22 protein-coding genes and 3 tRNA genes are annotated in these 21,417 nt (G+C 60.4%); 11 read left to right on the top strand and 14 right to left on the bottom strand.

The annotated features are described in order from the left end of the window. Positions 1-15 precede the first annotated feature (15 nt). The 3 genes from RVY79_RS09695 to phaR all read right to left on the bottom strand — a co-directional run bounded on the left by RVY79_RS09695 (position 16) and on the right by phaR (position 2,866). Positions 16-888, bottom strand: a complete 873-nt coding sequence (locus tag RVY79_RS09695) for a phosphoribulokinase (protein WP_280538755.1) — start codon at positions 886-888, stop codon at positions 16-18. A 138-nt stretch (positions 889-1,026) separates the two neighbouring features. Then, positions 1,027-2,328: a phosphoribosylamine--glycine ligase gene (gene purD / locus RVY79_RS09690; protein ID WP_317463935.1), complete on the bottom strand. Its 1,302-nt coding sequence runs from the start codon at positions 2,326-2,328 to the stop codon at positions 1,027-1,029. A 79-nt stretch (positions 2,329-2,407) separates the two neighbouring features. Then, on the bottom strand, positions 2,408-2,866 hold the full coding sequence (phaR, locus tag RVY79_RS09685; protein ID WP_317463934.1) for a polyhydroxyalkanoate synthesis repressor PhaR: 459 nt from the start codon (positions 2,864-2,866) through the stop codon (positions 2,408-2,410). A gap of 117 nt (positions 2,867-2,983) precedes the next feature. On the opposite strand from phaR, the gene RVY79_RS09680 reads away from it, so the two are divergent. Beyond that, positions 2,984-3,694 (top strand): 16S rRNA (uracil(1498)-N(3))-methyltransferase, encoded by a 711-nt coding sequence (locus tag RVY79_RS09680; RefSeq protein ID WP_317463933.1) that lies wholly within the window; start codon positions 2,984-2,986, stop codon positions 3,692-3,694. 71 nt (positions 3,695-3,765) lie between these two features. On the opposite strand, the gene RVY79_RS09675 is transcribed toward RVY79_RS09680, so the two are convergent. Beyond that, entirely contained in the window at positions 3,766-5,055 is a 1,290-nt protein-coding gene (locus RVY79_RS09675) for a lytic murein transglycosylase (protein ID WP_317463932.1), read from the bottom strand. Between the two features lie 308 nt (positions 5,056-5,363). Here RVY79_RS09675 and RVY79_RS09670 point away from each other — a divergent pair, with 308 nt between their 5' ends. The 7 genes from RVY79_RS09670 (at position 5,364) to RVY79_RS09640 (ending at position 11,457) form a co-directional block, all read left to right on the top strand. Next, a complete protein-coding gene (locus tag RVY79_RS09670; protein WP_317463931.1) occupies positions 5,364-5,540 on the top strand; it encodes a hypothetical protein in 177 nt (58 codons plus the stop codon). A 91-nt stretch (positions 5,541-5,631) separates the two neighbouring features. Next, positions 5,632-8,430, top strand: a complete 2,799-nt coding sequence (locus RVY79_RS09665) for a monovalent cation/H+ antiporter subunit A (RefSeq protein ID WP_317463930.1) — start codon at positions 5,632-5,634, stop codon at positions 8,428-8,430. Then, positions 8,430-8,780, top strand: a complete 351-nt coding sequence (locus tag RVY79_RS09660; RefSeq protein WP_133695012.1) for a Na+/H+ antiporter subunit C — start codon at positions 8,430-8,432, stop codon at positions 8,778-8,780. Before RVY79_RS09665 ends, RVY79_RS09660 begins: the two co-directional genes overlap by 1 nt. Next, entirely contained in the window at positions 8,777-10,291 is a 1,515-nt protein-coding gene (locus RVY79_RS09655) for a monovalent cation/H+ antiporter subunit D (protein ID WP_317464297.1), read from the top strand. Before RVY79_RS09660 ends, RVY79_RS09655 begins: the two co-directional genes overlap by 4 nt. Beyond that, positions 10,288-10,785 (top strand): Na+/H+ antiporter subunit E, encoded by a 498-nt coding sequence (locus tag RVY79_RS09650; RefSeq protein WP_317463929.1) that lies wholly within the window; start codon positions 10,288-10,290, stop codon positions 10,783-10,785. The genes RVY79_RS09655 and RVY79_RS09650 overlap by 4 nt, the downstream gene beginning before the upstream one ends. Then, positions 10,779-11,048, top strand: coding sequence for a K+/H+ antiporter subunit F (locus tag RVY79_RS09645; protein WP_317463928.1), 270 nt, complete (start codon positions 10,779-10,781; stop codon positions 11,046-11,048). Before RVY79_RS09650 ends, RVY79_RS09645 begins: the two co-directional genes overlap by 7 nt. 10 nt (positions 11,049-11,058) lie before the next feature. Beyond that, entirely contained in the window at positions 11,059-11,457 is a 399-nt protein-coding gene (locus tag RVY79_RS09640; RefSeq protein ID WP_317463927.1) for a Na+/H+ antiporter subunit G, read from the top strand. Between the two features lie 81 nt (positions 11,458-11,538). Here RVY79_RS09640 and hemH read toward each other — a convergent pair whose 3' ends face one another. From hemH to rnr, 10 genes are all read right to left on the bottom strand, one after another. Continuing rightward, a complete protein-coding gene (gene hemH / locus RVY79_RS09635; protein WP_317463926.1) occupies positions 11,539-12,525 on the bottom strand; it encodes a ferrochelatase in 987 nt (328 codons plus the stop codon). 372 nt (positions 12,526-12,897) lie between these two features. Then, entirely contained in the window at positions 12,898-13,200 is a 303-nt protein-coding gene (locus tag RVY79_RS09630; protein ID WP_317463925.1) for a DUF6482 family protein, read from the bottom strand. Positions 13,201-13,545: 345 nt separating this feature from the next. Then, positions 13,546-13,845, bottom strand: coding sequence for a hypothetical protein (locus RVY79_RS09625; RefSeq protein WP_317463924.1), 300 nt, complete (start codon positions 13,843-13,845; stop codon positions 13,546-13,548). Between the two features lie 65 nt (positions 13,846-13,910). Continuing rightward, the gene (gene dnaB, locus RVY79_RS09620) at positions 13,911-15,299 is read right to left on the bottom strand and encodes a replicative DNA helicase (protein WP_317463923.1); all 1,389 of its coding nucleotides are present in this window, start codon (positions 15,297-15,299) and stop codon (positions 13,911-13,913) included. 195 nt (positions 15,300-15,494) lie between these two features. After that, positions 15,495-15,941 (bottom strand): 50S ribosomal protein L9, encoded by a 447-nt coding sequence (gene rplI / locus RVY79_RS09615; protein ID WP_317463922.1) that lies wholly within the window; start codon positions 15,939-15,941, stop codon positions 15,495-15,497. Between the two features lie 15 nt (positions 15,942-15,956). Next, entirely contained in the window at positions 15,957-16,808 is an 852-nt protein-coding gene (locus RVY79_RS09610) for a hypothetical protein (RefSeq protein ID WP_317464296.1), read from the bottom strand. Between the two features lie 18 nt (positions 16,809-16,826). Then, positions 16,827-17,054, bottom strand: a complete 228-nt coding sequence (gene rpsR, locus RVY79_RS09605) for a 30S ribosomal protein S18 (protein ID WP_040244525.1) — start codon at positions 17,052-17,054, stop codon at positions 16,827-16,829. A gap of 23 nt (positions 17,055-17,077) precedes the next feature. Continuing rightward, positions 17,078-17,500: a 30S ribosomal protein S6 gene (gene rpsF / locus RVY79_RS09600; protein ID WP_317463921.1), complete on the bottom strand. Its 423-nt coding sequence runs from the start codon at positions 17,498-17,500 to the stop codon at positions 17,078-17,080. A gap of 172 nt (positions 17,501-17,672) precedes the next feature. After that, positions 17,673-18,458: a 23S rRNA (guanosine(2251)-2'-O)-methyltransferase RlmB gene (gene rlmB / locus RVY79_RS09595; RefSeq protein ID WP_317463920.1), complete on the bottom strand. Its 786-nt coding sequence runs from the start codon at positions 18,456-18,458 to the stop codon at positions 17,673-17,675. 31 nt (positions 18,459-18,489) lie between these two features. After that, the gene (gene rnr / locus RVY79_RS09590; protein WP_317463919.1) at positions 18,490-20,904 is read right to left on the bottom strand and encodes a ribonuclease R; all 2,415 of its coding nucleotides are present in this window, start codon (positions 20,902-20,904) and stop codon (positions 18,490-18,492) included. A gap of 203 nt (positions 20,905-21,107) precedes the next feature. Here rnr and RVY79_RS09585 point away from each other — a divergent pair. The 3 genes from RVY79_RS09585 (at position 21,108) to RVY79_RS09575 (ending at position 21,417) form a co-directional block, all read left to right on the top strand. Further along, positions 21,108-21,194: transfer RNA gene (locus RVY79_RS09585), tRNA-Leu, on the top strand. Positions 21,195-21,225: 31 nt separating this feature from the next. Next, positions 21,226-21,312, top strand: a tRNA-Leu gene (locus RVY79_RS09580). Positions 21,313-21,348: 36 nt separating this feature from the next. After that, positions 21,349-21,417, top strand: a tRNA-Leu gene (locus RVY79_RS09575).

The raw sequence follows: 21,417 nt of genomic DNA, 5'->3' as shown, positions 1-21,417 counted from the left end.
TGTAGAAATAGCCGTCTAACGAAAGCGGCGCTGATCCAGTAACTGCGTCACCAGCGGCGCCAGAATCAAATCCATGGCCAGCGACATGCGCGCGCCCGGCACGACCAGGGTATGTGGGCGCGTCATGAAGGAATCGCGAATCATGGTCAGTAGATACGGAAAATCCACCGCATGCGGGTCGCGAAAGCGAATCACCACCATGGACTCGGCATCGGTGGGAATGTCCTGCACCTCGAAGGGGTTGGACGTATCCACCGTCGGCACACGCTGAAAGTTGATATGGCTACGCGAGAACTGCGGCTGAATATAACGCACGTAATCGTGCATGCGCCCCAGAATGGTATCGATCACCGACTCCTGGGAATGACCGCGCAGATTGGTATCGCGGTGAATCTTCTGGATCCACTCGAGATTCATCGTCGGGGCCACACCGACCAGCAGGTCGACATGCTTGGCGATATCGTATTCATGCGTCACCAGGCCACCATGCAAGCCTTCGTAGAATAGCAGGTCGGTGCCGCCGGGCACTGGCTCCCACTCGGTGAACGTGCCCACCTGATACCCGGCCTCGATATGCTGCTTGTCCTCGGCATGGATGTAATGACGATGCATGCCCATGCCCAGGTCGCCGTACTCTTGGAACAGGCCTTCGAGGCGATCGAGCAAGTTGGCTTCCACCGCAAAATGCGAGAGTTCGGACTTGCGGCTAGGCTCTTCCTCGAAGATGCGCGCCAGTTCATCGCGCGTGTAGCGGTGGAAAGCATCGCCGTCGACAAACGCCGCGTGAATGTCCTCGCGCGCGAACATGCGCTCGAACGTCCGCTTGACGGTCGTGGTGCCAGCCCCTGAGGATCCGGTCACCGCAATGATCGGATATTCACGCGACATGACGCGTCTCTCCGGCTCGCGAAAATCTCGACACTCGGCACATACTCACCGCGCGGTCGGCACTGCTCGATCGTACAGCTTCCATGTCGCGTTACCCTGCTCGTCGCTTATCGTTGTTTGGGCGGCATGCCGAGCGCCTCATGCGTTGGCGTCATCGCGCTCCCGGGCCACCGCGCGATGGGCGATGTCCCGGCGGTACACCACCTCGGGCCAATCGATCGCCGCCACGCCTTCATAAGCATGCTCGCGTGCCACTGTGACACGTGCCCCCAAGGCCGTCACACATAGCACGCGACCACCGCTGGTCACGACTCGACCATCGTCGCGCAGAGCGGTGCCGGCATGGAACACCTTGCAGCCCACGGCCTCGGCGCCCTCCAGACCTTCGATGACATCGCCTTTACGGTAGGCGTCGGGATAACCGCCCGCCGCCATGACCACGCCCACCGCCGCGCGAGTGTCCCAATCGCATTGCTGGGCCACGAGCTGCCCTTGGGTCGCCGCCAGGCACAGCGCCACCAGGTCAGACTTCAAGCGCAGCAGGATGGGTTGGGTTTCAGGGTCGCCGAAGCGGCAGTTGTACTCGATCACCTTGGGCGCGCCTTGCGGCGAGATCATCAACCCAGCGTACAGAAAACCGGTATAGGGGTGCCCTTCGGCTGCCATGCCGCGCACGGTGGGCAGGATGACCTCATCCATGATGCGCTGCTCGACCGCCGCGGTCACCACAGGCGCCGGCGAATAGGCGCCCATGCCCCCGGTGTTGGGGCCGGTGTCGCCATCACCGGCACGCTTGTGGTCCTGGCTGGTGGCCATCGGCAACACGTGCTCACCATCTACCATGACGATGAAGCTGGCTTCCTCGCCTTCCAGAAACTCCTCGATCACCACCCGCGCACCGGCATCGCCGAAGGCATTGCCGGCGAGAATGTCGCGCACCGCCGTGTCGGCCTCCTCCAGCGTCATGGCCACGATCACCCCTTTACCGGCGGCGAGGCCATCGGCCTTGATGACGATCGGCGCGCCCTGTTCGCGCACGTAAGCCAGCGCCGGTTCGAGATCGGTGAAAGTGGCATAGGCGGCGGTGGGAATCGCATGTCGGGCCAGAAAATCCTTGGCGAACGCCTTGGAGCCTTCCAACTGGGCAGCAGCCTGAGTGGGACCGAAAACAGCCAAGCCCGCCGCTTGAAAACGGTCGACCACTCCCTCGACCAGCGGCGCCTCGGGGCCGACGATGGTCAGCCCCACGCCGTTTTCGCGGGCAAAAGCCTCCAGCCCTGGCAGGTCGGTGGCGGCGATATCCACGTTGGTGAGTTTCGACTCACGCGCCGTGCCGGCGTTTCCCGGCGCCACGAAAACGGCATCGACCCGTGGGGATTGAGCCGCCTTCCAGGCGAGTGCGTGCTCGCGGCCACCGCCGCCGATGATCAAAACCTTCATCTGGATAAGACCTTATGGAGCTATGACGAAAAGATCGGAGTATTATGGCAGAAAGCGTGCGCCACCACAGAACGAGAAGTCAGCGTTCCGGCTGATCATCATCCTGAGCTTGGTTCTGACGCATCATGCGCTGCCAAAAGCGCAGATTCTCCTCGGCCAGCTCGTGCATGGTTTCTACCGGCGAGTGACGTATCGCCTGCTGCCACTGATCCTGCATACGGCGCTGCTGCTCGAGCATCAGTTGCGTGCCTTGTTCGAGATAACGCGCCAACGGCAAGGGCTGCGCCATGGCATAAATGCGGATCAACTGTTCGAGCAAGGCGTTGGAAAAGACGTCAGCCTCATTGTCGTTACGCTGCTCCTGCTCGGTGATGATCGACAGCAGGATGGGCCGGGTCAGATCCTCGCCGCTCTTGGCATCCTCAACACGAAACGTGACCTCGTCGAGCACCAGACGCCGCAAGTCTTCCAGCGTCACATAATGACTCTGCTGAGTATCGTAGAGACGACGATTGGCATATTTGCGTATCACGCGCACGGCGCAGTCCTTACTGAGGCTTTCATTGCATTGTGCACCGACATTCGAGCAGCGCAAGCCACCCACGACAGAACAGGGGCATGAGAGTAGACTACGCACGCCATTCGCGGAGCTTTCATGAACCTCATCCTCTTCGACGACAACGACCGCCTCGATGCCCAACGCATGCATCTGCGCGACCCCGTGCGTCTGCGCCACCTGCGCGAAATACACCGTGCCGTCCCCGGCGACGAACTGAGTGTGGGCCTGGTCGGCGGCGCGCTGGGGCGCGGGCGGCTGCAATCGCTGGATGACACGGGCGCCGTCTTTACGGTGACTCTGGATCGCGAGCCCCCTGCATCGTTGCCGGTTCATCTGTTGCTGGCGCTACCGCGTCCACGCATGCTGGCGCGCACGCTCGAGCATGTCACCGCACTAGGGGTCAAACAACTCACCCTGCTGCATACTCGGCGCGTCGAAAAAAGCTACTGGCAGTCACCGGAGCTGACCCCCGAGAAGATCCGCCATCATCTCATCCTCGGGCTCGAGCAGGCACGCGACACGCATCTGCCATGCGTGACATTCGAGCCACGTTTCAAGCCCTTCATCGAGGACCGCCTGCCTGCACAGTTGAGCGGGCGTCGCGCGCTGATCGCGCACCCCGGCATGACCACGACCTGCCCCCGCGGCCTCGACGAACCCGTCACACTGGCCATCGGCCCCGAAGGCGGCTTCGTGCCTTACGAAGTCGAGCGTTTCGAGGCCCTCGGCTTCGAAGGCGTGCACCTCGGCGAGCGCATCCTGCGCGTCGAAACCGCCGTGACCGCGCTGCTCGCGCGACTTTTCTAACCTCGTTTTCTTCAACGCCTTCTGCGACACGATACCACCCAACCCGCCGCTCCGGCCTGATGGCAGTACGCTCACGACTCTCCTGCATCGCGCACGCTTTCGAGCAAGGCATGCGTGGGGAAGCCGTCCGGCGTCATGCCTTGGCTACGCTGAAATTCACGCAGGCCTCGCCGCGTATTGGGGCCCACAATGCCATCCGGCGGCCCGCCGGTGGAGAAGCCCAGCGCATTGAGTCGACGCTGCATCTCCTTGACCTGGGTGCGCGAAAGCGGTTCGAGATCGCACGGCCAGTCGCCCTGAACACCGTCCCCCCCCGCAATGCGTTCGGCCAGCATCACCACGGCCAAGGCATAGCTGGTAGAAGCGTTGTAGCGCATGATGGCTCGAAAGTTAGGGCCCACCATAAAGGCGGGACCGCGTGCGCCCGCCGGGGCAATCACCGAGGCCTCGTCGAACGACGGCCACGCGCCACCACGCACACGCACGCCTTGCAAACGCCACGCATCGCTGGAGTGACGCACCGAGAGTTCGCTCTGGGCGTAATCGAAATCATCGGGCAATGTGACTTCCACACCCCAGGGTTGGCCTGCCCGCCAACCGGCCTGCTCGAGATAATGTGCCGTCGAGGCCAACACGTCATCGATGCTGCCCCAGATATCGCGCCGACCGTCACCGTCGGCGTCGACGGCATAAGAGAGGAAGCTCGACGGTAAGAATTGCGTGTGCCCCATGGCACCCGCCCAGGAGCCACGCATGTGCTCGCGGTCGATGTCGCCGCTTTGCAGAATCTTCAAGGCCGCGAGCAGTTCGCGACGGGCAAAGTCCTGGCGCCGCCCTTCGAATCCCAGCGTAGCCAGCGCGTTGATGGTCGAAAAATGGCCAAAATAGCTACCGTAGTTGCTTTCCACGCCCCAGATCGCCGTCAATATCTCGGCCGGCACTGCATAGCGGTTTTCCGCGCGGGTTGCGGCATCACGGTAAGCGTCGAGTTTTGCACGCCCCTGGCGGACACGCTGATCGGAGACAGCTGTGTCCAGATACGCCCATACCGGCCGGGAGAACTCCGGTTGCGAGCGGTCGAACTCGATAATTCGAGGCTGAAAAGCAACATCGTCAAAGGCCGCCGACAACGTGACAGCATTGATGCCCTGACTCGCCGCATACGCCCGGTAGTCCTTCACCCAGGTGGCGAAGTCCCGGGACACCTGCTCGTCCTCCATAGGGTCGTTGGTGCCGGCACTCGTAGTCTGCGCCGTTGAGCTGTCGACGGGGCCTGAGGAAGCAGCGGTATCGCTGGTCGCCATACCTTGGCATCCCGCCAAGTAAAGTCCCAATGCGAGACTAAAAATGGGATGTTTCATGTATCGATCCTTGTCAATGACGACGATGAGCAACAAGCGCCTGGCGATGCGGGGAAAAATCAAACCGACAAGCACGTGCCGGGCAGGGTCATGCTACCTAGCAGGCAACGCTGTCACCAGAGCCAACACGCCGGGAAAAACATGCACTGCTGCATCTTTCGCCACCCAGGCTATAGCGAGGCCAGGAAGGTGCATGGTACATTCGATCGAACATCTCGTTTTGGCGCCCAACGTAACAAATCATCAAGCAATACAAGCCGCTGTACGCACAGCGTCGCGCCGAAACGTCCCGAAGAAGGAGAGACACCATGACAGGACACTCCCTGCCCGGCTGCCTGCCGCTGCGCATGCCCTGCCATTACGGTGCCCATCGTCTGTCACTCATGCCAGCCGGCGATGCAACCGACCGCACCCCCGCTTGGATGCTGGCACCACGAGGTATCAGACGGCCTTATCTGACGGATCCTCCCGCCGTCCGCGACTGACGTTCGCGCCGCCGCCGTCCATACTCGTATCCGAGCCTCCGCCCGGAAGGTCTCGGGTACTCTCAAACGCTAAACGACAAGAGCAAGTTGCATGTCATTGCTACTGATCGTGCTGTTGCCGCTGCTCGGCAGTCTGTTGCCATTGCTGAGTTCGAACCAGCGACGCCATCGATGCGCCCTGTTGACCGCTGCGATGCCTCTCATCGCACTGCTGGTCACATTACGCGAAACCCCCGGCGTTCTCGCCGGCGAGGTTCCACGCCTGGCCTTTTCGTGGGTACCGGCTCTGGGGCTGGACCTCGCCTTGCGCCTCGATGGTCTTTCGCTGCTGTTCGTGCTGCTGATCCTGGGGATCGGGCTGCTGATTATCCTCTATGCGCGCCACTACCTGTCCGAAGCGGACAATATGCCGCGTTTCTATGCGTATTTGATGCTCTTCATGACCGCGATGTTGGGCATCGTGATGGCCGACAATCTCATTCTGCTATGGATGTTCTGGGAACTGACCAGCCTGTCGTCATTCTTGCTGATCGGTTTCTGGAGCCATCAGTCGGCCGCACGCAAGGGCGCTCGCATGGCATTGGCCGTCACCGGAATGGGCGGACTGGCGTTGCTCGCCGGCCTGATTCTGATCGGCCAGATCGTCGGCACCTTCGACATGCAGACGGTGCTCGACAGCCGCGATGTCATCCTCGCGGATCCACGCTATCTGCCAGCCTTGCTTTTAATACTGCTCGGCGCATTCACCAAGTCGGCCCAGTTCCCGTTCCAGTTCTGGCTTCCCCAGGCCATGGCCGCGCCAACGCCAGTGTCGGCCTTCCTGCACTCGGCGACCATGGTCAAGGCCGGGGTCTTCCTGCTGGCCCGCCTGCATCCGGCATTGGCCGGGTCGCAGGAGTGGTTGTATCTGGTCAGTCTGACTGGATTGGTGACCATGCTGTTCGGTGCCTATTTCGCACTGACCAAGCTCGATCTCAAATCGATTCTGGCGTATTCGACAGTCAGTCATCTGGGGTTGATCACCATGCTGTTCGGGCTCAACAGCCAAATGGCAGTGGTCGCCGGGATTTTCCATATTCTCAACCACGCTACCTTCAAGGCAGCGCTGTTCATGACCGCCGGTATCGTCGATCATGAATGCGGCACGCGGGACATCCGCAAGCTCAAGGGGCTATGGCGCTACATGCCGATGACCACCGCGCTGGCCGCCGTCACCGCAGCCTCGATGGCCGGGCTCCCTCTCCTCAACGGTTTTTTATCCAAGGAAATGATGCTCGCCGAGACGCTGGAAACGCAGCTCCTTGGCGGCCTGGCCTGGCTTATTCCCGCGTTGGCCACCATCGGGAGCATTCTGTCCGTTTCGTATTCGCTGCGTTACGTGCGCAACACCTTCTTCGATGGCCAGCCGCGCGAACTCAAGAAGACACCCCATGAACCACCGTTTCCCATGCGTTTACCGGTCCTGGTACTGGCAATCGTGTGTGTGGTCGTGGGGCTCTTCCCTGCCCTCACCGCCACGGGACTGTTGACGGCTGCCGCCGATGCGGCACTAACGACGACAGCACCCGAGCTCCACCTCAGCATCTGGCACGGTTTCAACCTGCCCTTGCTGATGAGTGCGATCGCGCTGACCGGCGGCCTGGTGGTGTATTTACTGCGCCAGCACCTGTTCACCTTCCATCGCCAATTCCCGTCGCGCGACTCATTGGCAATCTTCGAGGGCGCCGTTCAGCGACTTGTTCGCTTCTCGCAGTGGAGCATCGACACCCTCGAGAACGGCTCACTGCAACGCTACATGCTGTGGGTAGTGATCAGTGCCCTGGTCGTCGCCGGCATAAGTCTAACCGGCATCGAATCCTTGAAAGGCGGGTTGGCCGTTCAAGAGGCCAGCCCCTTGATCATCGTCGGCGCCGCGATCACCTGCTTCGCCGGCCTGGCAACGGCCTTTCTGCATCGCCGTCGCCTGATTTCGCTGATCATGCTTTCGGTGGTCGGCTTGATGGCATCGCTGATCTTCGCGCGTTTCTCGGCACCCGACTTGGCGTTGACTCAGTTAGCGGTTGAGGTCGTTACGGTGATTCTCTTGATGCTGGCACTGTTCTTCCTGCCGCAAAAGACACCCAAGGAGTCGAGCGCGTCGCGCATCGTGCGCGATGTACTGCTGTCGGCAGGCTTCGGTGGTGTGGTGGCGAGTCTCAACTACGCACTACTGACCCGTCCGTTAAACTCGATTTCGGATTTTTTCCTCGAAAATAGCGTACCCAAAGGCGGGGGCCATAACGTGGTCAACGTGATTCTGGTCGACTTCCGTGGCTTCGATACCCTAGGCGAGATCACGGTGCTCTGCATCGCGGGGATCGGCATCTACAAGCTGCTCAATCGCCTACGCTTGTTCATGCCATCCAGTGACAGCGAAGGGCGGCCCTGGTCACCGGACCGCTACCCGATGATCCTGGCCTCGGTCTCCCAGACGCTGCTACCCATGGCCTTGTTGGTCTCGGTCTTCATCTTCCTGCGCGGCCATAACGCGCCGGGTGGCGGTTTCATCGCCGGGCTAGTGACAGCGGTGGCGTTGATCCTGATGTACATCGCCCATGGGGTCGAATGGGCGCAGCAGCGCTTGTCGTTCCAGTATCAACCGATCGCCGTCTCCGGCGTCACCATCGCTACGTTGACCGGTATCGGCAGTTGGGCCTTCGGGCATCCGTTCTTGACCTCGGCCTTCGGCCATTTCCATATTCCGTTGATCGGTGACGTGGAACTGGCCACTGCCATGCTGTTCGATCTCGGTGTCTACCTCACCGTGGTCGGTGCCACGCTGATGATCCTTGCCAACCTCGGTAAGGTGACCACGCCGCACCGTCCCTCCAAGCAGAAGGAGAAAGCGTGATGGAAGCGCTATTCGCGACCACCACGGGCATTCTGGCCGCCAGCGGACTATACCTGGCGCTACGCGGACGCACTTTCCCCGTGGTCGTCGGTCTGACGTTGTTGTCCTATGCCGTCAACCTTTTCCTGTTTTCCACCGGAGGGCTGACCACCGGCAAGGCGGCCGTCATCAGCGGAGACGCAGGCGAGTACACCGACCCGCTACCGCAGGCATTGGTGCTCACCGCCATCGTCATCGGCTTCGCCATGACCGCCTTCTCGGTAATCCTCGCGATGCGCGTGCGCGGCGATGTGGGCAGTGATCACGTCAACGGCAATCGCATCGACGAGCCGCGGGAGGACAAGTCCTGATGCAGCACTTGATCATTCTGCCGGTTCTGCTGCCGCTGCTCACCGGATTAGCACTACTGATCCACCGTGGCGGAGCACTGACTCTGCGCCGCACGACCAGCGTGCTCGCCACGCTTGCGCTGGTCGTCGTGGGGATCTTGCTGGTCGCCGAAAGCACCGATGGCACCATACGCTATTACGCCCTGGGCGACTGGCAGCCGCCGTTCGGCATCATCCTGGTGCTTGACCGTCTTTCCGCGTTGATGGTGATGCTCACATCACTACTGGCGTTGGGCAGCTTGCTATACGCCTGCGCCGGTGATGATGAGCAGGGCTCCAACTTTCACGGACTCTTTCAACTGCAGTTGATGGGCATCAACGGGGCCTTCCTGACCGGCGATATCTTCAATCTATTCGTCTTCTTCGAGGTGTTGCTCATCGCCTCCTATGCACTGTTGATGCATGGCGGCGGCAAGGCACGCACACATGCCGGCTTTCATTACGTGGCGCTCAACCTGCTCGGATCGATGCTGTTTCTGATTGCACTCGGCGTGCTCTATGGAACGACGGGGACGCTTAACATGGTCGACATATCGATGGCCATCCCGACCCTGAGCCCCGCCGATATCGGGCTTGTCAAGGCGGGCGCCCTTCTGCTGCTGATCGTGTTCGGACTCAAGGCGGCCATGCTGCCACTATATTTCTGGCTGCCACGCGCCTACGCCGCCGCACCTGCGCCGGTAGCAGCCCTATTCGCGGTCATGACCAAGGTCGGGATCTATGCGATCATTCGTGTCTACACGCTGATCTTCGGCGAGCAGGCCGGCCCCTTGGCCAACCTCGCCCAGCCATGGGTATGGTGGTTAGGCTTGGTCACGCTCGCACTCGGTGCCGTGGGCGTACTGTCCGCACGCGACATGCGTACCCAAGTGGCCTATCTGATTTTGATCTCGGTGGGCACACTCCTGGCGGGTATCGGCATGAACAGCGAGGCCGCACTGAGTGCGCTGCTGTTTTACCTGATCCATACGACCCTGATCAGTGGCGGCTTGTTCCTGCTGGTCGATGCCATCGCGCAACAACGCGGCAAGGCCGGAGCACGCATCGTACAGTCCCGCACGCTGACCCAGCCCGCCATGCTGGGACTGCTGTTCTTCGCCGGGGCAATCGCCATGGCCGGCTTGCCACCTTTGTCCGGAGCCTTTGGCAAGGCACTGCTTCTTCAGGCGGCGTCGACGGCGCAGCAGTATTGGCTGTGGCCAATACTGCTGACGAGCGGGTTGGCCACCCTGGTAGCACTATCGCGCACCGGTTCGACCATCTTCTGGCGGGCCTCGGGCGAGAAGACCGGCGCCACGCTGGGTCCTCTGCGTGCTGCCGGCACGTTAATGCTGATCGGCTGTGCACCGCTCATAGTCGCCTTTGCCGGTCCCATCACAGCGTTCACCCAGGCGACCGCCGCCCAATTGCTCGACCGTGACGCCTATGTGCAGGCTATCATCGCCCGTGGCGACACTGGAGGTGACGCATGATTCGTCCTCGCAAGTGGCTGCCGATGCCGTTGTTGTCCGTCTTGTTGCTGATCGTGTGGCTGCTGTTGATGAACAGTGTCGCACTGGGGCAATGGCTACTCGGTGGATTTCTGGCCATCGTCATTCCGCTGATCACCGAGCCCTTCTGGGAGGCGCAACCCAGGATCAAACGGCCTTGGCTCATGGTGCGCTATTTCTTCCGGGTGTTGATCGATATCATCATCGCCAATCTGGAAGCTTCCAAGGTCATACTCGACCCGCGAGGCCGGGCGCGCCCCGCCTTCGTCGAGTATCCGCTCGAGCTACAGGAGAATTTTGCGATTACCATGCTGGCCAGCACCATCACCCTCACGCCCGGGACGGTTTCGGCTCATCTGCGCATGGACGGCAAGACCCTATTGATCCATGTCCTGGATGTGGGTGATATCGACGACATGAAGCGTCATATCCATGAGCGCTACGAACGTCCGCTCAAGGAGATCTTCGAATGCTAGATGTTGCCCTCAAGATCAGCGTGGCGCTGTTTGCAATCGCGATCGTCCTCAATCTTTACCGAGTCACGGTCGGCCCCAGCCTGCCTGATCGCATCCTGGCGCTGGACACCATGTACGTGAATTCCATCGCTTTGATCGTGCTGTTCGGCATTTGGCTAGGGGATCGCACCTATTTCGAGGCGGCGCTACTGATCGCCATGCTCGGTTTCGTGAGCACCGTGGCGGTATGCAAGTACCTGCTGCGCGGCGATATCATCGAATAGCGGAGGGATCATGATTGCGTTATACACCCTGATGGAGGGCGTCATCGCCTTCTTCCTGATCGCCGGTAGCATCTTCGCCTTGATCGGCTCGCTAGGCCTGACGCGCATGAAGGATTTCTATATGCGTCTACACGGCCCTTCGAAGATCTCCACGCTGGGCGTTGGCTGTGTACTGCTGGCCTCTATCACTTATTTCAGCCTGCTCGATGGTGGCCCCAGCTTGCGCGAGTTGTTGATCACCATCTTCCTGTTCATTACCGCCCCGGTGTCGGCGCACATGCTGAGCAAGAGTGCACTGCACCAGAAACTCGCACGCGATCCTCGCACGCGCGGCGAACCCAAGGAGTTTCAAGAAGACGACGAGCAAACCGTTGAGGAAGCGCCCCAAGGCGATTCAAAACTCCCTTGAGCCGAATCCACACCACAACCACGCAAGAGCGCCCGCGCCGTGCAAAGGCTCGGGCGGCTCTTGCATCAGTCAGCCGCCTGTCTACCAACCTTGAGTATGTTGTTCGACGAGCGAGGCCAGCATGTCGATATGCGTGGCGCGGTCATTGAGCGCGGGAATGTATCGATAGTCGCCGCCGCCCGCCTCGGTGAAGTAACCGCGATTCTCGACCTCCAGTTCTTCCAGTGTTTCCAAGCAGTCGGCAGCGAAGGCCGGACTGATAACGTCGACACCGTCGAGGCCCTCGGCCCCCCACGCCTTCAACGTATCGTCGGTATATGGCTTGAGCCACTCCTCACGCCCAAAACGCGACTGATAGGTTTGCAGCCACGCATCGGACTCGAGCCCCAACGCGTCGGCCACCAGGCGACTGGTCTTTTCGCAATGTCGAGGGTAGGGATCGCCTGCGTCGGCATACCGTTTGGGGATGCCGTGATACGAAAACAACAAACGCGGCTGGCGGCCATGCGTCGCCCAATGTTCGCGAATGCTTTCCGCCAACGCCTCGATGTAGGCCGGATGATCATGATAATCCCGTACGAAACGTAGCTCCGGCAAGTGTGGACATGGCGCCAAGGCGCGAGCCAGCCGGTCGAACACCGCCGCCGTCGTTGTAGCGGAGTACTGCGGATACAATGGCAGCACCAAGATTCGCTCGACGCCAGCATTGCGGAAAGCCAGGCCGGCCTCTTCCATGCTCGGCTTGCCGTAAGTCATCGCCAGTTCGACAGGAATCTCGGTACCCATGCGTGTTGCCAGTCTATCCTTCAAGGCACGTTGCTGGCGGCGCCCGATGGCAAGCAACGGCGAGCCTTCGTCCTGCCACACAGAAGCATATGCCTTGGCCACGCGCGGCGGCCGTATGCGCAGGATCACCCCGTGCAGGATCGGCAACCATTTAATGCGCGCCAAGTCGATGACGCGTGGGTCGCCCAAAAACTCTGCCAAATAGCGACGTACCGCCGACGTGGTGGGGGCTTCGGGCGTGCCAAGATTGACGAGCATGACACCAAAGGGAGCTGACCCCATGAAACCTCTCCTATAAAAGACCGTGTCGCGTAGTGTAACAAGCCACAAACAGGTTGAGCTTATCGCGTTATTCTATAGACACGATTTGTATAGTAATTGGATCAATTATATCCAATTCAATACGCCAGTACTCGCCAGGATGTCGGCTCAAAAGCGCGAGCGGGCCGAGACATTTCTCGATGCGCTGATGTAGATACCCGACTTATGATCGGGACCAGCATGCAAAAGACTATGGAGAGTGATACTCCAAGGGAGGGGGAAATGCCCGGTGCCTCGGCACCCAGGCCCCGGCATCTCGCCGGGCTAAAAATTCAGCATTGCAGTTGGTGAGTGGAGTGCTGTACGCACGTCGGGTGTATCATACGTGGGAACTCAAAATACCAGCGGCATGCGCGAGGTTAGTGGGGACTGATAGTGCGTATCACGGCCGACCACCTCGTCGTGCGCCACCCATTGCACAAGATAGGCACGATGAATACCTGCACGCTTGAGTTCGGCGTAGACATCATCCAGAGCACGGAACAGCATCGGCTTGCCACGTCGCATCAGCGGATAGTGCTGACCTTCGAGGTCTTCCACCTCAACCCGGTACAAACGACTGCCCGCATGACTGATGACGCGAATCTCGAAATGGTGCTCCGCATCCACAAAACGTTTGAGCTCGTTGATTTCCATAATGTTCTCCTTGAGAAAATAAAACCCGCCAAGACGTTCACCGCTTGCCACGGCGCATGCCCAGCTTGCCTCGTGCAAATGACAAGAATGTTGCAATGAGTATGGCGAGGGAAACGACAAATATCTCGACAAGGAACGTACTATTCACCCAAACCTTGATCGGTAAGATGAAAAGAATACCCTTGAGACGCATTGCGGTGCGTTAAGTTCCAGCACTTGCTGGGCAAAGAGAAAATGCACACGGGAAAGACGGGAACACTCAAGCAGCGAGAAGCCCCGTGACTCGACGCCCGCCACTTACCAGGGACCGGCGTACCGGCCCCGGAACACTATCAACGCAACGTATCAAGAATCGCGCTGATAGGTGGATGGATCGATCGCCACACCCAAGGAGTTACGATCAACCCAGTTGCCCGCACGGGTTTCCTTGTAGCGAAACACCACGCGATCCCCGACTGAGACGGGCAGTTCGGCATCTTCGGTCTGATAGCTGTAGGTTTCGCCGTCGACGACCAAGGTATAACGGTAGAGGTCGGGCATCCCCAACCACTCCTTGAACGGCCCTTCACGCTCGACGCTTTCCAGTTGACCACGTCCCTCGAGCTTGGGGGTACGCTTCTTGCCACGTTGAAATCCGCTCGCCATCTCCCCTCCTGTTCACTTGCGAGCCGGCATTATAAGGCAACACCGGCCTGTTTGCCTTGCCGTTGTCACTCGCCCATATGCTGACCGTAGCTGTCGGGGGCGAGGTCCTCAAAGCGCGTGTACTTACCGATGAAGGCCATGTGCACGGTACCGATCGGGCCGTTACGCTGCTTGCCGATAATCAGTTCAGCCAGGCCATGGTTGTCGGGGTTGTCAGGGTTATAGACCTCATCGCGATAGACAAAAGCGATGACGTCGGCATCCTGCTCGATGGCCCCCGACTCGCGAAGGTCCGACATCACCGGGCGTTTGTTGGGCCGCTGCTCGAGCGAACGGTTGAGCTGCGACAGCGCGACTACCGGACAATTGAACTCCTTGGCCAGCGCCTTGAGCGAGCGCGAGATTTCGGAAATTTCGCCGGTACGGTTCTCGGAAAAGCCGGGGATCTGCATGAGCTGCAGATAGTCGATCATGATCAATCCGAGGTTGCCATGTTCACGCGCCAAGCGCCGCGCCCGCGCGCGCATCTCGTTCGGCGATAACCCCGCCGTGTCATCAATGAAGAGCTGTTTGTCCTTGAGCAGGTTGACCGCCGAGGTCAAGCGTGGCCAGTCCTCGTCTTCCAACTGCCCGGTGCGCATGCGTGTCTGGTCGATACGCCCGAGCGAAGACAACATACGCAACATCAAGGCATCGGCAGGCATCTCCATGGAAAACACCACCACTGGCTTGTCACTGGAGATAACCGCATGTTCGACCACGTTCATGGCAAACGTCGTCTTACCCATCGACGGGCGGCCGGCGATGATCACCATGTCCGAAGGCTGCAGCCCCGAAGTCATCTCGTCCAGATCGCGGAAGCCGGTGGAAAGGCCGGTCATCTCGCCCTGCATGTTGAACAGCTCGTCGATGCGGTCAACGGCCTTGCTGAGCAGGTCGCTCATGCCGATCGCCCCACCGGACTTGGGGCGATCTTCACTGATCTGAAACACCAGGCGCTCAGCCTCGTTGACCAACTCATCGGAGGGCCGCCCCTGCGGAGCAAAGGCCCCCTCGGCGATCTGATTGGCGGCCTGGATCAACTTGCGCAGCGTGGCACGCTCGCGCACGATGTCGGTGTACGCGCGAATATTGCTGGCCGACGGCGTGTTGCGCGCCAGTTCGGCCAAGTATGCTAGCCCTCCCACGCTTTCCAACTGATCGCGGTTTTCCAGCGCCTCCGAGAGTGTGACCACGTCGAGCGGATGTCCCGCGTCGGCCAGTTGTGCCATCGCATTGAAGGTCAGGCGATGCTCGTAACGATAGAAATCGTCGGCGGTCAGGCGCTCGGAAACCATATCCCAAGCGCTGTTTTCCAGCATCAGTCCGCCGAGCACTGATTGCTCGGCTTCCAGCGAGTGTGGCGGTACCTTGAGGGCCGCAGTTTCCTGATCGTGCTCGACGTATTCGCTCATGCTCGTTTCCTGACCGGTCGATATCGAGGTCGGCGACGTACAAACATTCGCCGCGTCGACCATGCCCATGATGCCGTGATACCCCTGACGTTGCATCTCAGCGCCATGTTCACGAAACGGACGCTGTGGGCACAAAAAGGGCGCGAAGGTTACCCTTCGCGCCCCATTCCGGCATATCTGCCTGGTCGTGGTCGATTACTCGGCCACGACCACGATGCGAACGCTGGAGGAGACTTCCGCATGCAGTTGCAGCGTAATGTCGTATTCGCCGGTCCGGCGAATCGGGCCTTCCGGCATACGCACTTCGCTCTTGACCACGTCGAGCCCCGCCTGCGTCAGCGCATCGGCCAGGTCGCGTGGACCGATCGAGCCAAAGAGCTTGCCTTCTTCACCGGCCTTGGCGACCAGCGACAGCTCGATCTCGGACAGTTGCTCGGCGCGCGCTTCGGCTTCCGCCTTGCGCTCGGCAGCCTGTGCTTCGAGCTCGGCACGTTGCGCCTCGAAAGCGGCAACGTTTTCCTTGGTAGCCGGCACGGCGAGGCCATAGGGCACCAGGTAATTGCGGCCGTAACCGGCCTTGACGGCGACTTGATCACCCAAGTTGCCCAGCTTGCCAATCTTGTCGAGCAGAATGACGTCCATCTCGTTAACCTCTCATCAGTGGTTGCCGACCAAGCGTGCGCGGAAATCCGCGAAAATATCGATAACGGCCAGCAACAGCACAACCAGAATCGTGGGCCAGGTCGTCAGCAGCAGTGCATAAAAGCCGACCAACCAGAACCCGCTCATCCCCTTCAATCCAATCCAACCATGCACCAGCGCAATGCCTGCCACGAGCAACGGTATCCACGCCAACATCGTGGCCATCGGCATGGCCACCAACACGCCCAGTACACTCACGCCTACCAGCAGCAATAGCTCCTTGATATTCAAGCGCAGCGCATGGAACTCGTCGCGAAAGCCACCGGGGTTATACAACCCCGCTTGCCAACTACGCGCTAGTGCCAAACAAGCGACTGCTGCGAGCAGTACCACCAGCCCGGTGACACCGCCGATCAGCATGCCCGCCAATTGCTCGCTGGAAACGCCCTGAGCGCTCAACTCGGTGAGCATGGCATCGACGTCCGCCGAATTCTGACGCACCTGCTCAAGCAACGGCCCAGCCCCGCCCGGTGGCAGGAAGATGCCTAACTGCACCAGCACCACACATACCAAGGTGCCGGCGATCAAGGTCTCGCTCCAACGCATCCGGGAACGCAATATCGTCGCCATCAACGTCACCAGCAGCACGCTGGCAAGCGGAACGGCATCACCCTGCACCCACCACCAACCGGCTGGCAGCGCAGCGGCGATCAATACGGGCAGAGCGGAGCCCAGACCACGACGTAACGTTACCAACGCCGCAACGGCGGCACTTAGCCAGAACAGCCAGGGAATCAGCGCCGCAATCAACGCGACCATCGCCGCTTGCGGCGTACCGCGCATCACCCAACGGGCCAGTGCCTGCATCACGCCAGTCGCCTTGTTTTACTGGTGGCTGTCGGTATAGGGCAGCAGCGCCAGATAACGAGCGCGCTTGATGGCCGTGGACAGCTGACGCTGATAACGAGCCTTGGTGCCGGTAATGCGGCTGGGTACGATTTTACCGGTTTCAGTGATATAGGACTTGAGTGTATCCAGGTCCTTGTAATCGATGTACTTCACGCCCTCGGCGGTGAAGCGGCAAAACTTACGGCGACGGAAAAAGCGTGCCATGGTTTATCCTCCAGAGGTACGAATCAGTTGGCTTCAGCTTCGGCGTCGGCATCAGCGTCGGCGTTCGTTTCGGAACGCTCAACGTTCGGACGCTCGCTTTTCTCTTCACGACGACGCGGCTTTTCTTCGGCCGGCTTCATCATCGGAGACGCTTCGGTGACCGCCTCTTTGCAACGCACCACCAAGCTACGGATGATGGCATCGTTGAAACGGAAGATATTCTCGATTTCGTCGAGAGTTTCGCCGCTGCACTCGATGTTCATCAGCACATAGTGGGCCTTGTGGATCTTGTTGATCGGGTAGGCCAGGTGACGGCGCCCCCAATCTTCCAGGCGATGCACTGTGCCGCCGTTGTCGGTCACGAGCCCGGTATAGCGCTCGACCATGGCGGGCACCTGCTCGCTCTGATCCGGGTGGACCATGAACACGATTTCGTAATGACGCATGATAGCTCCTTACGGTTTGACAGCTTCCACGAGGCCCGTCACTTGGCACGTACAGGGCCACGAGAAGCAAGGAGAGAAAGTCTCTATGTTTCCGAACCCACTAAATGGCGTCCAGAAAGCCGATCAATTGTAGTGATCGTCCAGCCTGCTTGCAACTTGTCTCGACCGGTCATCAAGAGGCGTGGCGTTGGCGCACGGCCTCGAACAGGCACACGCCTGTGGCGACCGAGACATTGAGGCTTGACACGCTGCCCGTCATGGGCAATTTGGCGAGTAGATCGCACCCCTCACGGGTGAGTCGACGCATGCCTTTACCTTCAGCGCCCATGACGATGGCCACCGGGCCGGATAGGTCCACCTGGTAAAGACTTTGCGCCGACTCCCCCGCCGTCCCGACGATCCACACGCCATGCGTCTTGAGGCGCGCCATCGCACGCGACAGGTTGGTCGCCTGATAGACGGGCGTGACATCGGCGGCGCCGCAGGCCACCTTGCGCACCGTGGCATTGAGGGGTGCAGCCTTGTCCTTGGGCACGATGACGCCGTGCGCTCCCGCCGCATCGGCGCTGCGCAGGCAGGCGCCGAAGTTATGCGGATCGGTCACCCCGTCGAGTATCAACAGCAACGGCGGGGACGGCTGTTGCCAGGCGCCCAGGCGAAACCACAGCGCTTCCTCGCTCTCAGCCTGCAGCGGTGGCGCGAAGGCGATCACGCCTTGATGCACGGCGCCTTTCGCCACACCGTCGAGCGTTTCGCGAGCGACACCAACGCACTTGACACCTGCCTGACGGGCGCTGTCCAAAAGGCTGTCCAGGCGCGCCTCGGCACGTCCCTCCTGAATCCAGAGTTCACGTGGTGGCTGACCGCGCTCGAACAATGCCCGCACGGCGTGCACACCATAAACGGGGTCCAAGCCTTCAGGCGTCGCGATACGCGCCCGAGAAGATTTAGCTTTCATGATGCCCTGTGTCCCGAATCACGGCGCCTGGTCAACGCTTATCACCTTTACCACCGCCCTTGCCACCTCGCGAACGCCGACGTGGCTTGTTGCCGTCACGTTCCTTCTTGGTCGCGTTGCCGGCTTGCCCTGCGCCTTGCTTGCCGCGTGCCGAGGATCCATCGGTAGCGGACTTCTTGCGCCGGGCGGGGTTCTGCGGACGCGGTTTCTCGTCGGCCAGCTCGAAGTCGATCTTGCGATCATCCAGATCGACACGCGCCACCTGCACGGTGACGCCATCGCCCAGCCGATAGGACATCCCGCTACGTTCACCCTTGAGGCGGTGTTTCTCGGCCTCGTAGTGATAATAATCGGACGGCAGCGAGGTCACGTGGACCAGCCCCTCGACATAGACCTCATCCAGACGCACGAAAACGCCGAACTGCGTCACCGAGGCGATGGTGCCTTCGAATATCTCACCGACCTTGTCCGACATGAATTCGCACTTCAGCCAATCCTCCACATCACGCGTGGCATCGTCGGCACGACGCTCGGTCATCGAGCAATGTTCGCCGAGCTCGAGCATCTGCTCGAAGCTATACGGTGCCCATTTGCTGGGCGGCTCTACCGGCGCACCTTCGGCACGCAACACCGTGTTGGTCTGCCGCGGCCCGCGAATCACCGAGCGAATGGCCCGATGTACAAGCAGGTCCGGATAGCGCCGGATCGGCGACGTGAAATGCGCATAGGCGGGATACGCCAGACCGAAGTGGCCATCGTTCTGCGGCGAATAGACCGCACGACTCATCGAACGCAGCATTACCGTCTGAATGACGTCGGCGTCGGGGCGACCCTTGATCGTCTCGGCAAGATCGCGATAGTCCTGCGGCGTGGGATCGTCGCCCCCACCCAAGGACAGCCCCAGCTCGTTGAGGAACAGACGCAGCTTATCCAGGCGTTCCGGCGAGGGCTTCTCGTGAATGCGATACAGCGCCGGCAGGTCATGCTTATCGAGAAAGCGCGCCGTCGCCACGTTGGCGGCCAGCATGCACTCCTCGATGATCTTGTGCGCGTCGTTGCGCGAACGCGGCACGATATTCTCGATCTTGCGCGCGTCGTTGAAGACGATTTCCGTCTCGGTGGTCTCGAAATCGATGGCGCCGCGTGCCTCGCGGGCTTCCCGCAAAATCGTGTAGAGACTCTTGAGATTCTTGAGCGACGGCACGAGGTCGCGATACTGCTCACGCAGTGCATCGCCTTCGGGACCTTCGTCATCGAGGATCCCGGCGACCTTGTTGTAGGTCAGGCGCGCATGGGACTGAAAGACTGCCTCGTAGAAGCGATAGCGGCTGATCGCGCCGTTCGGCGAAATGTTCATCTCGCAGACCAGCGCCAGACGATCGACCTCGGGATTGAGCGAGCACAACCCATTCGAGAGCAACTCCGGCAGCATCGGCACGACCTGACCGGGGAAGTAAACCGAGGTGCCGCGCGTGATCGCCTCTTGATCCAGCGCGCTGCCCGGGCGGACATAGTGCGACACGTCGGCGATCGCCACCAGCAGCTTCCAGCTTCCGGACTTGGTCTTCCAAGCACAGACGGCATCGTCGAAGTCCTTGGCAGACTCATCGTCGATGGTCACCAACGGCACGTCGCGCAAGTCGATGCGGTGTGCCTTGTCGGCCTCGTCCACGGAGGTGGACATATCGGCGATCTCGGCATGCACGTCGGGCGGAAACTCGGCAGGAATCTCGTAACTGCGGATGGCGATATCGATTTCCATCCCGGGATCCATGCGTTCGCCGAGCACCTCCGTGACCTCACCCACTGGCTGGACGCGCGTCGCCGGCTGCTGAGTGATACGGGCCGAGACGATCTGTCCGTCACGCGCGCCACCGCTGACGCTATGCGGGATGATGACTTCTTGAGCGATGCGCGATTTCTCGGGAATCAGCACGCCGAATTCGGCGGTATTCTGGCGGTAGATACCCACCAGCGACTGCGTGTTACGGGCGATGACCTCGACGATGGTCGCTTCATCGCGCCCGCGCCGATCACGACCGCTGACACGCACCAGCACCTGGTCGCCGTCGAAGACACGCCGCATCTGACGTGGCGGCACCACCAAGTCGGGCTTCTTGCCGTCTTCTCGGATCAAGAAACCCATCCCGTCGCGGTGCCCCTGAACCTTACCCTTGATGAGGTCGAGCTTATCGATCAATGCGTAGGCGCCACGCCGATTGCGCAGAATCTGACCCTCGCGCTCCATCGCCGCGAGGCGACGACGCACGCCTTCCAGACGCTCCTCGTCATCCACCGCCAGCATGCGGCTAAGGTCTTCGGGTGTGATGGGCTTACCGTACTCTTCCAGCCGGGCGAAAAGATATTCGCGACTGGGGACAGGGTTATCGTATTTACTCGCTTCACGTTCCGCATGCGGATCGTCACTGAGTGTCCAATGGTTCATGGTAATGACTTCCTTACAGGCGAAGTGGCAAGTAAACGTCGTGCGCCGATGGCGTTGTTATGAAATTCAATCATGCTGCCAGTATAGCGGGCACAGCCAGTCGACCCAACCATGGCGGCTACCTGCCTTTCACGGCGCAAGACATGAAGCATGGCGAAGTGGCTTGCATTCACGCCCAAAATGGGTATTATACACCGCGCCTTGCCCAGGTGGCGGAATTGGTAGACGCGCTAGCTTCAGGTGCTAGTGTCCGTATGGACGTGGAGGTTCAAGTCCTCTCCTGGGCACCATCGATCCCCCGCTGGATTGATACGAGGCAACGCCCGGATGGCGGAATTGGTAGACGCGCTAGCTTCAGGTGCTAGTGTCCGTATGGACGTGGAGGTTCAAGTCCTCTTCCGGGCACCATCAAAAACATCAGTAAAGTGCATGCCGCGCCCAGGTGGCGGAATTGGTAGACGCGCTAGCTTCAGGTGCTAGTGTCCGTATGGACGTGGAGGTTCAAGTCCTCTC

The organism is Chromohalobacter sp. HP20-39, assembly GCF_033052815.1.
Classification (GTDB): Bacteria; Pseudomonadota; Gammaproteobacteria; order Pseudomonadales; family Halomonadaceae; genus Chromohalobacter.
The sequence above is the reverse complement of the archived record's forward strand: the minus strand, read 5'-3'. Positions and strand labels throughout refer to the sequence as shown.

Bases quoted from the DNA above. Each gene is read 5' to 3' on its own strand.
- RVY79_RS09645 (WP_317463928.1), top strand. From the start codon at position 10,779: ATGCTAGATGTTGCCCTCAAGATCAGCGTGGCGCTGTTTGCAATCGCG.
- RVY79_RS09665 (WP_317463930.1), top strand. From the start codon at position 5,632: ATGTCATTGCTACTGATCGTGCTGTTGCCGCTGCTCGGCAGTCTGTTG.
- purD (WP_317463935.1), bottom strand. From the start codon at position 2,328: ATGAAGGTTTTGATCATCGGCGGCGGTGGCCGCGAGCACGCACTCGCC.
- rplI (WP_317463922.1), bottom strand. From the start codon at position 15,941: ATGGACGTCATTCTGCTCGACAAGATTGGCAAGCTGGGCAACTTGGGT.
- rpsF (WP_317463921.1), bottom strand. From the start codon at position 17,500: ATGCGTCATTACGAAATCGTGTTCATGGTCCACCCGGATCAGAGCGAG.
- RVY79_RS09640 (WP_317463927.1), top strand. From the start codon at position 11,059: ATGATTGCGTTATACACCCTGATGGAGGGCGTCATCGCCTTCTTCCTG.
- rpsR (WP_040244525.1), bottom strand. From the start codon at position 17,054: ATGGCACGCTTTTTCCGTCGCCGTAAGTTTTGCCGCTTCACCGCCGAG.
- RVY79_RS09680 (WP_317463933.1), top strand. From the start codon at position 2,984: ATGAACCTCATCCTCTTCGACGACAACGACCGCCTCGATGCCCAACGC.
- dnaB (WP_317463923.1), bottom strand. From the start codon at position 15,299: ATGAGCGAATACGTCGAGCACGATCAGGAAACTGCGGCCCTCAAGGTA.
- RVY79_RS09670 (WP_317463931.1), top strand. From the start codon at position 5,364: ATGACAGGACACTCCCTGCCCGGCTGCCTGCCGCTGCGCATGCCCTGC.
- hemH (WP_317463926.1), bottom strand. From the start codon at position 12,525: ATGGGGTCAGCTCCCTTTGGTGTCATGCTCGTCAATCTTGGCACGCCC.
- rnr (WP_317463919.1), bottom strand. From the start codon at position 20,904: ATGAACCATTGGACACTCAGTGACGATCCGCATGCGGAACGTGAAGCG.
- RVY79_RS09625 (WP_317463924.1), bottom strand. From the start codon at position 13,845: ATGGCGAGCGGATTTCAACGTGGCAAGAAGCGTACCCCCAAGCTCGAG.
- RVY79_RS09695 (WP_280538755.1), bottom strand. From the start codon at position 888: ATGTCGCGTGAATATCCGATCATTGCGGTGACCGGATCCTCAGGGGCT.
- RVY79_RS09660 (WP_133695012.1), top strand. From the start codon at position 8,430: ATGGAAGCGCTATTCGCGACCACCACGGGCATTCTGGCCGCCAGCGGA.
- RVY79_RS09675 (WP_317463932.1), bottom strand. From the start codon at position 5,055: ATGAAACATCCCATTTTTAGTCTCGCATTGGGACTTTACTTGGCGGGA.
- rlmB (WP_317463920.1), bottom strand. From the start codon at position 18,458: ATGAAAGCTAAATCTTCTCGGGCGCGTATCGCGACGCCTGAAGGCTTG.
- RVY79_RS09630 (WP_317463925.1), bottom strand. From the start codon at position 13,200: ATGGAAATCAACGAGCTCAAACGTTTTGTGGATGCGGAGCACCATTTC.
- RVY79_RS09610 (WP_317464296.1), bottom strand. From the start codon at position 16,808: ATGCAGGCACTGGCCCGTTGGGTGATGCGCGGTACGCCGCAAGCGGCG.
- RVY79_RS09650 (WP_317463929.1), top strand. From the start codon at position 10,288: ATGATTCGTCCTCGCAAGTGGCTGCCGATGCCGTTGTTGTCCGTCTTG.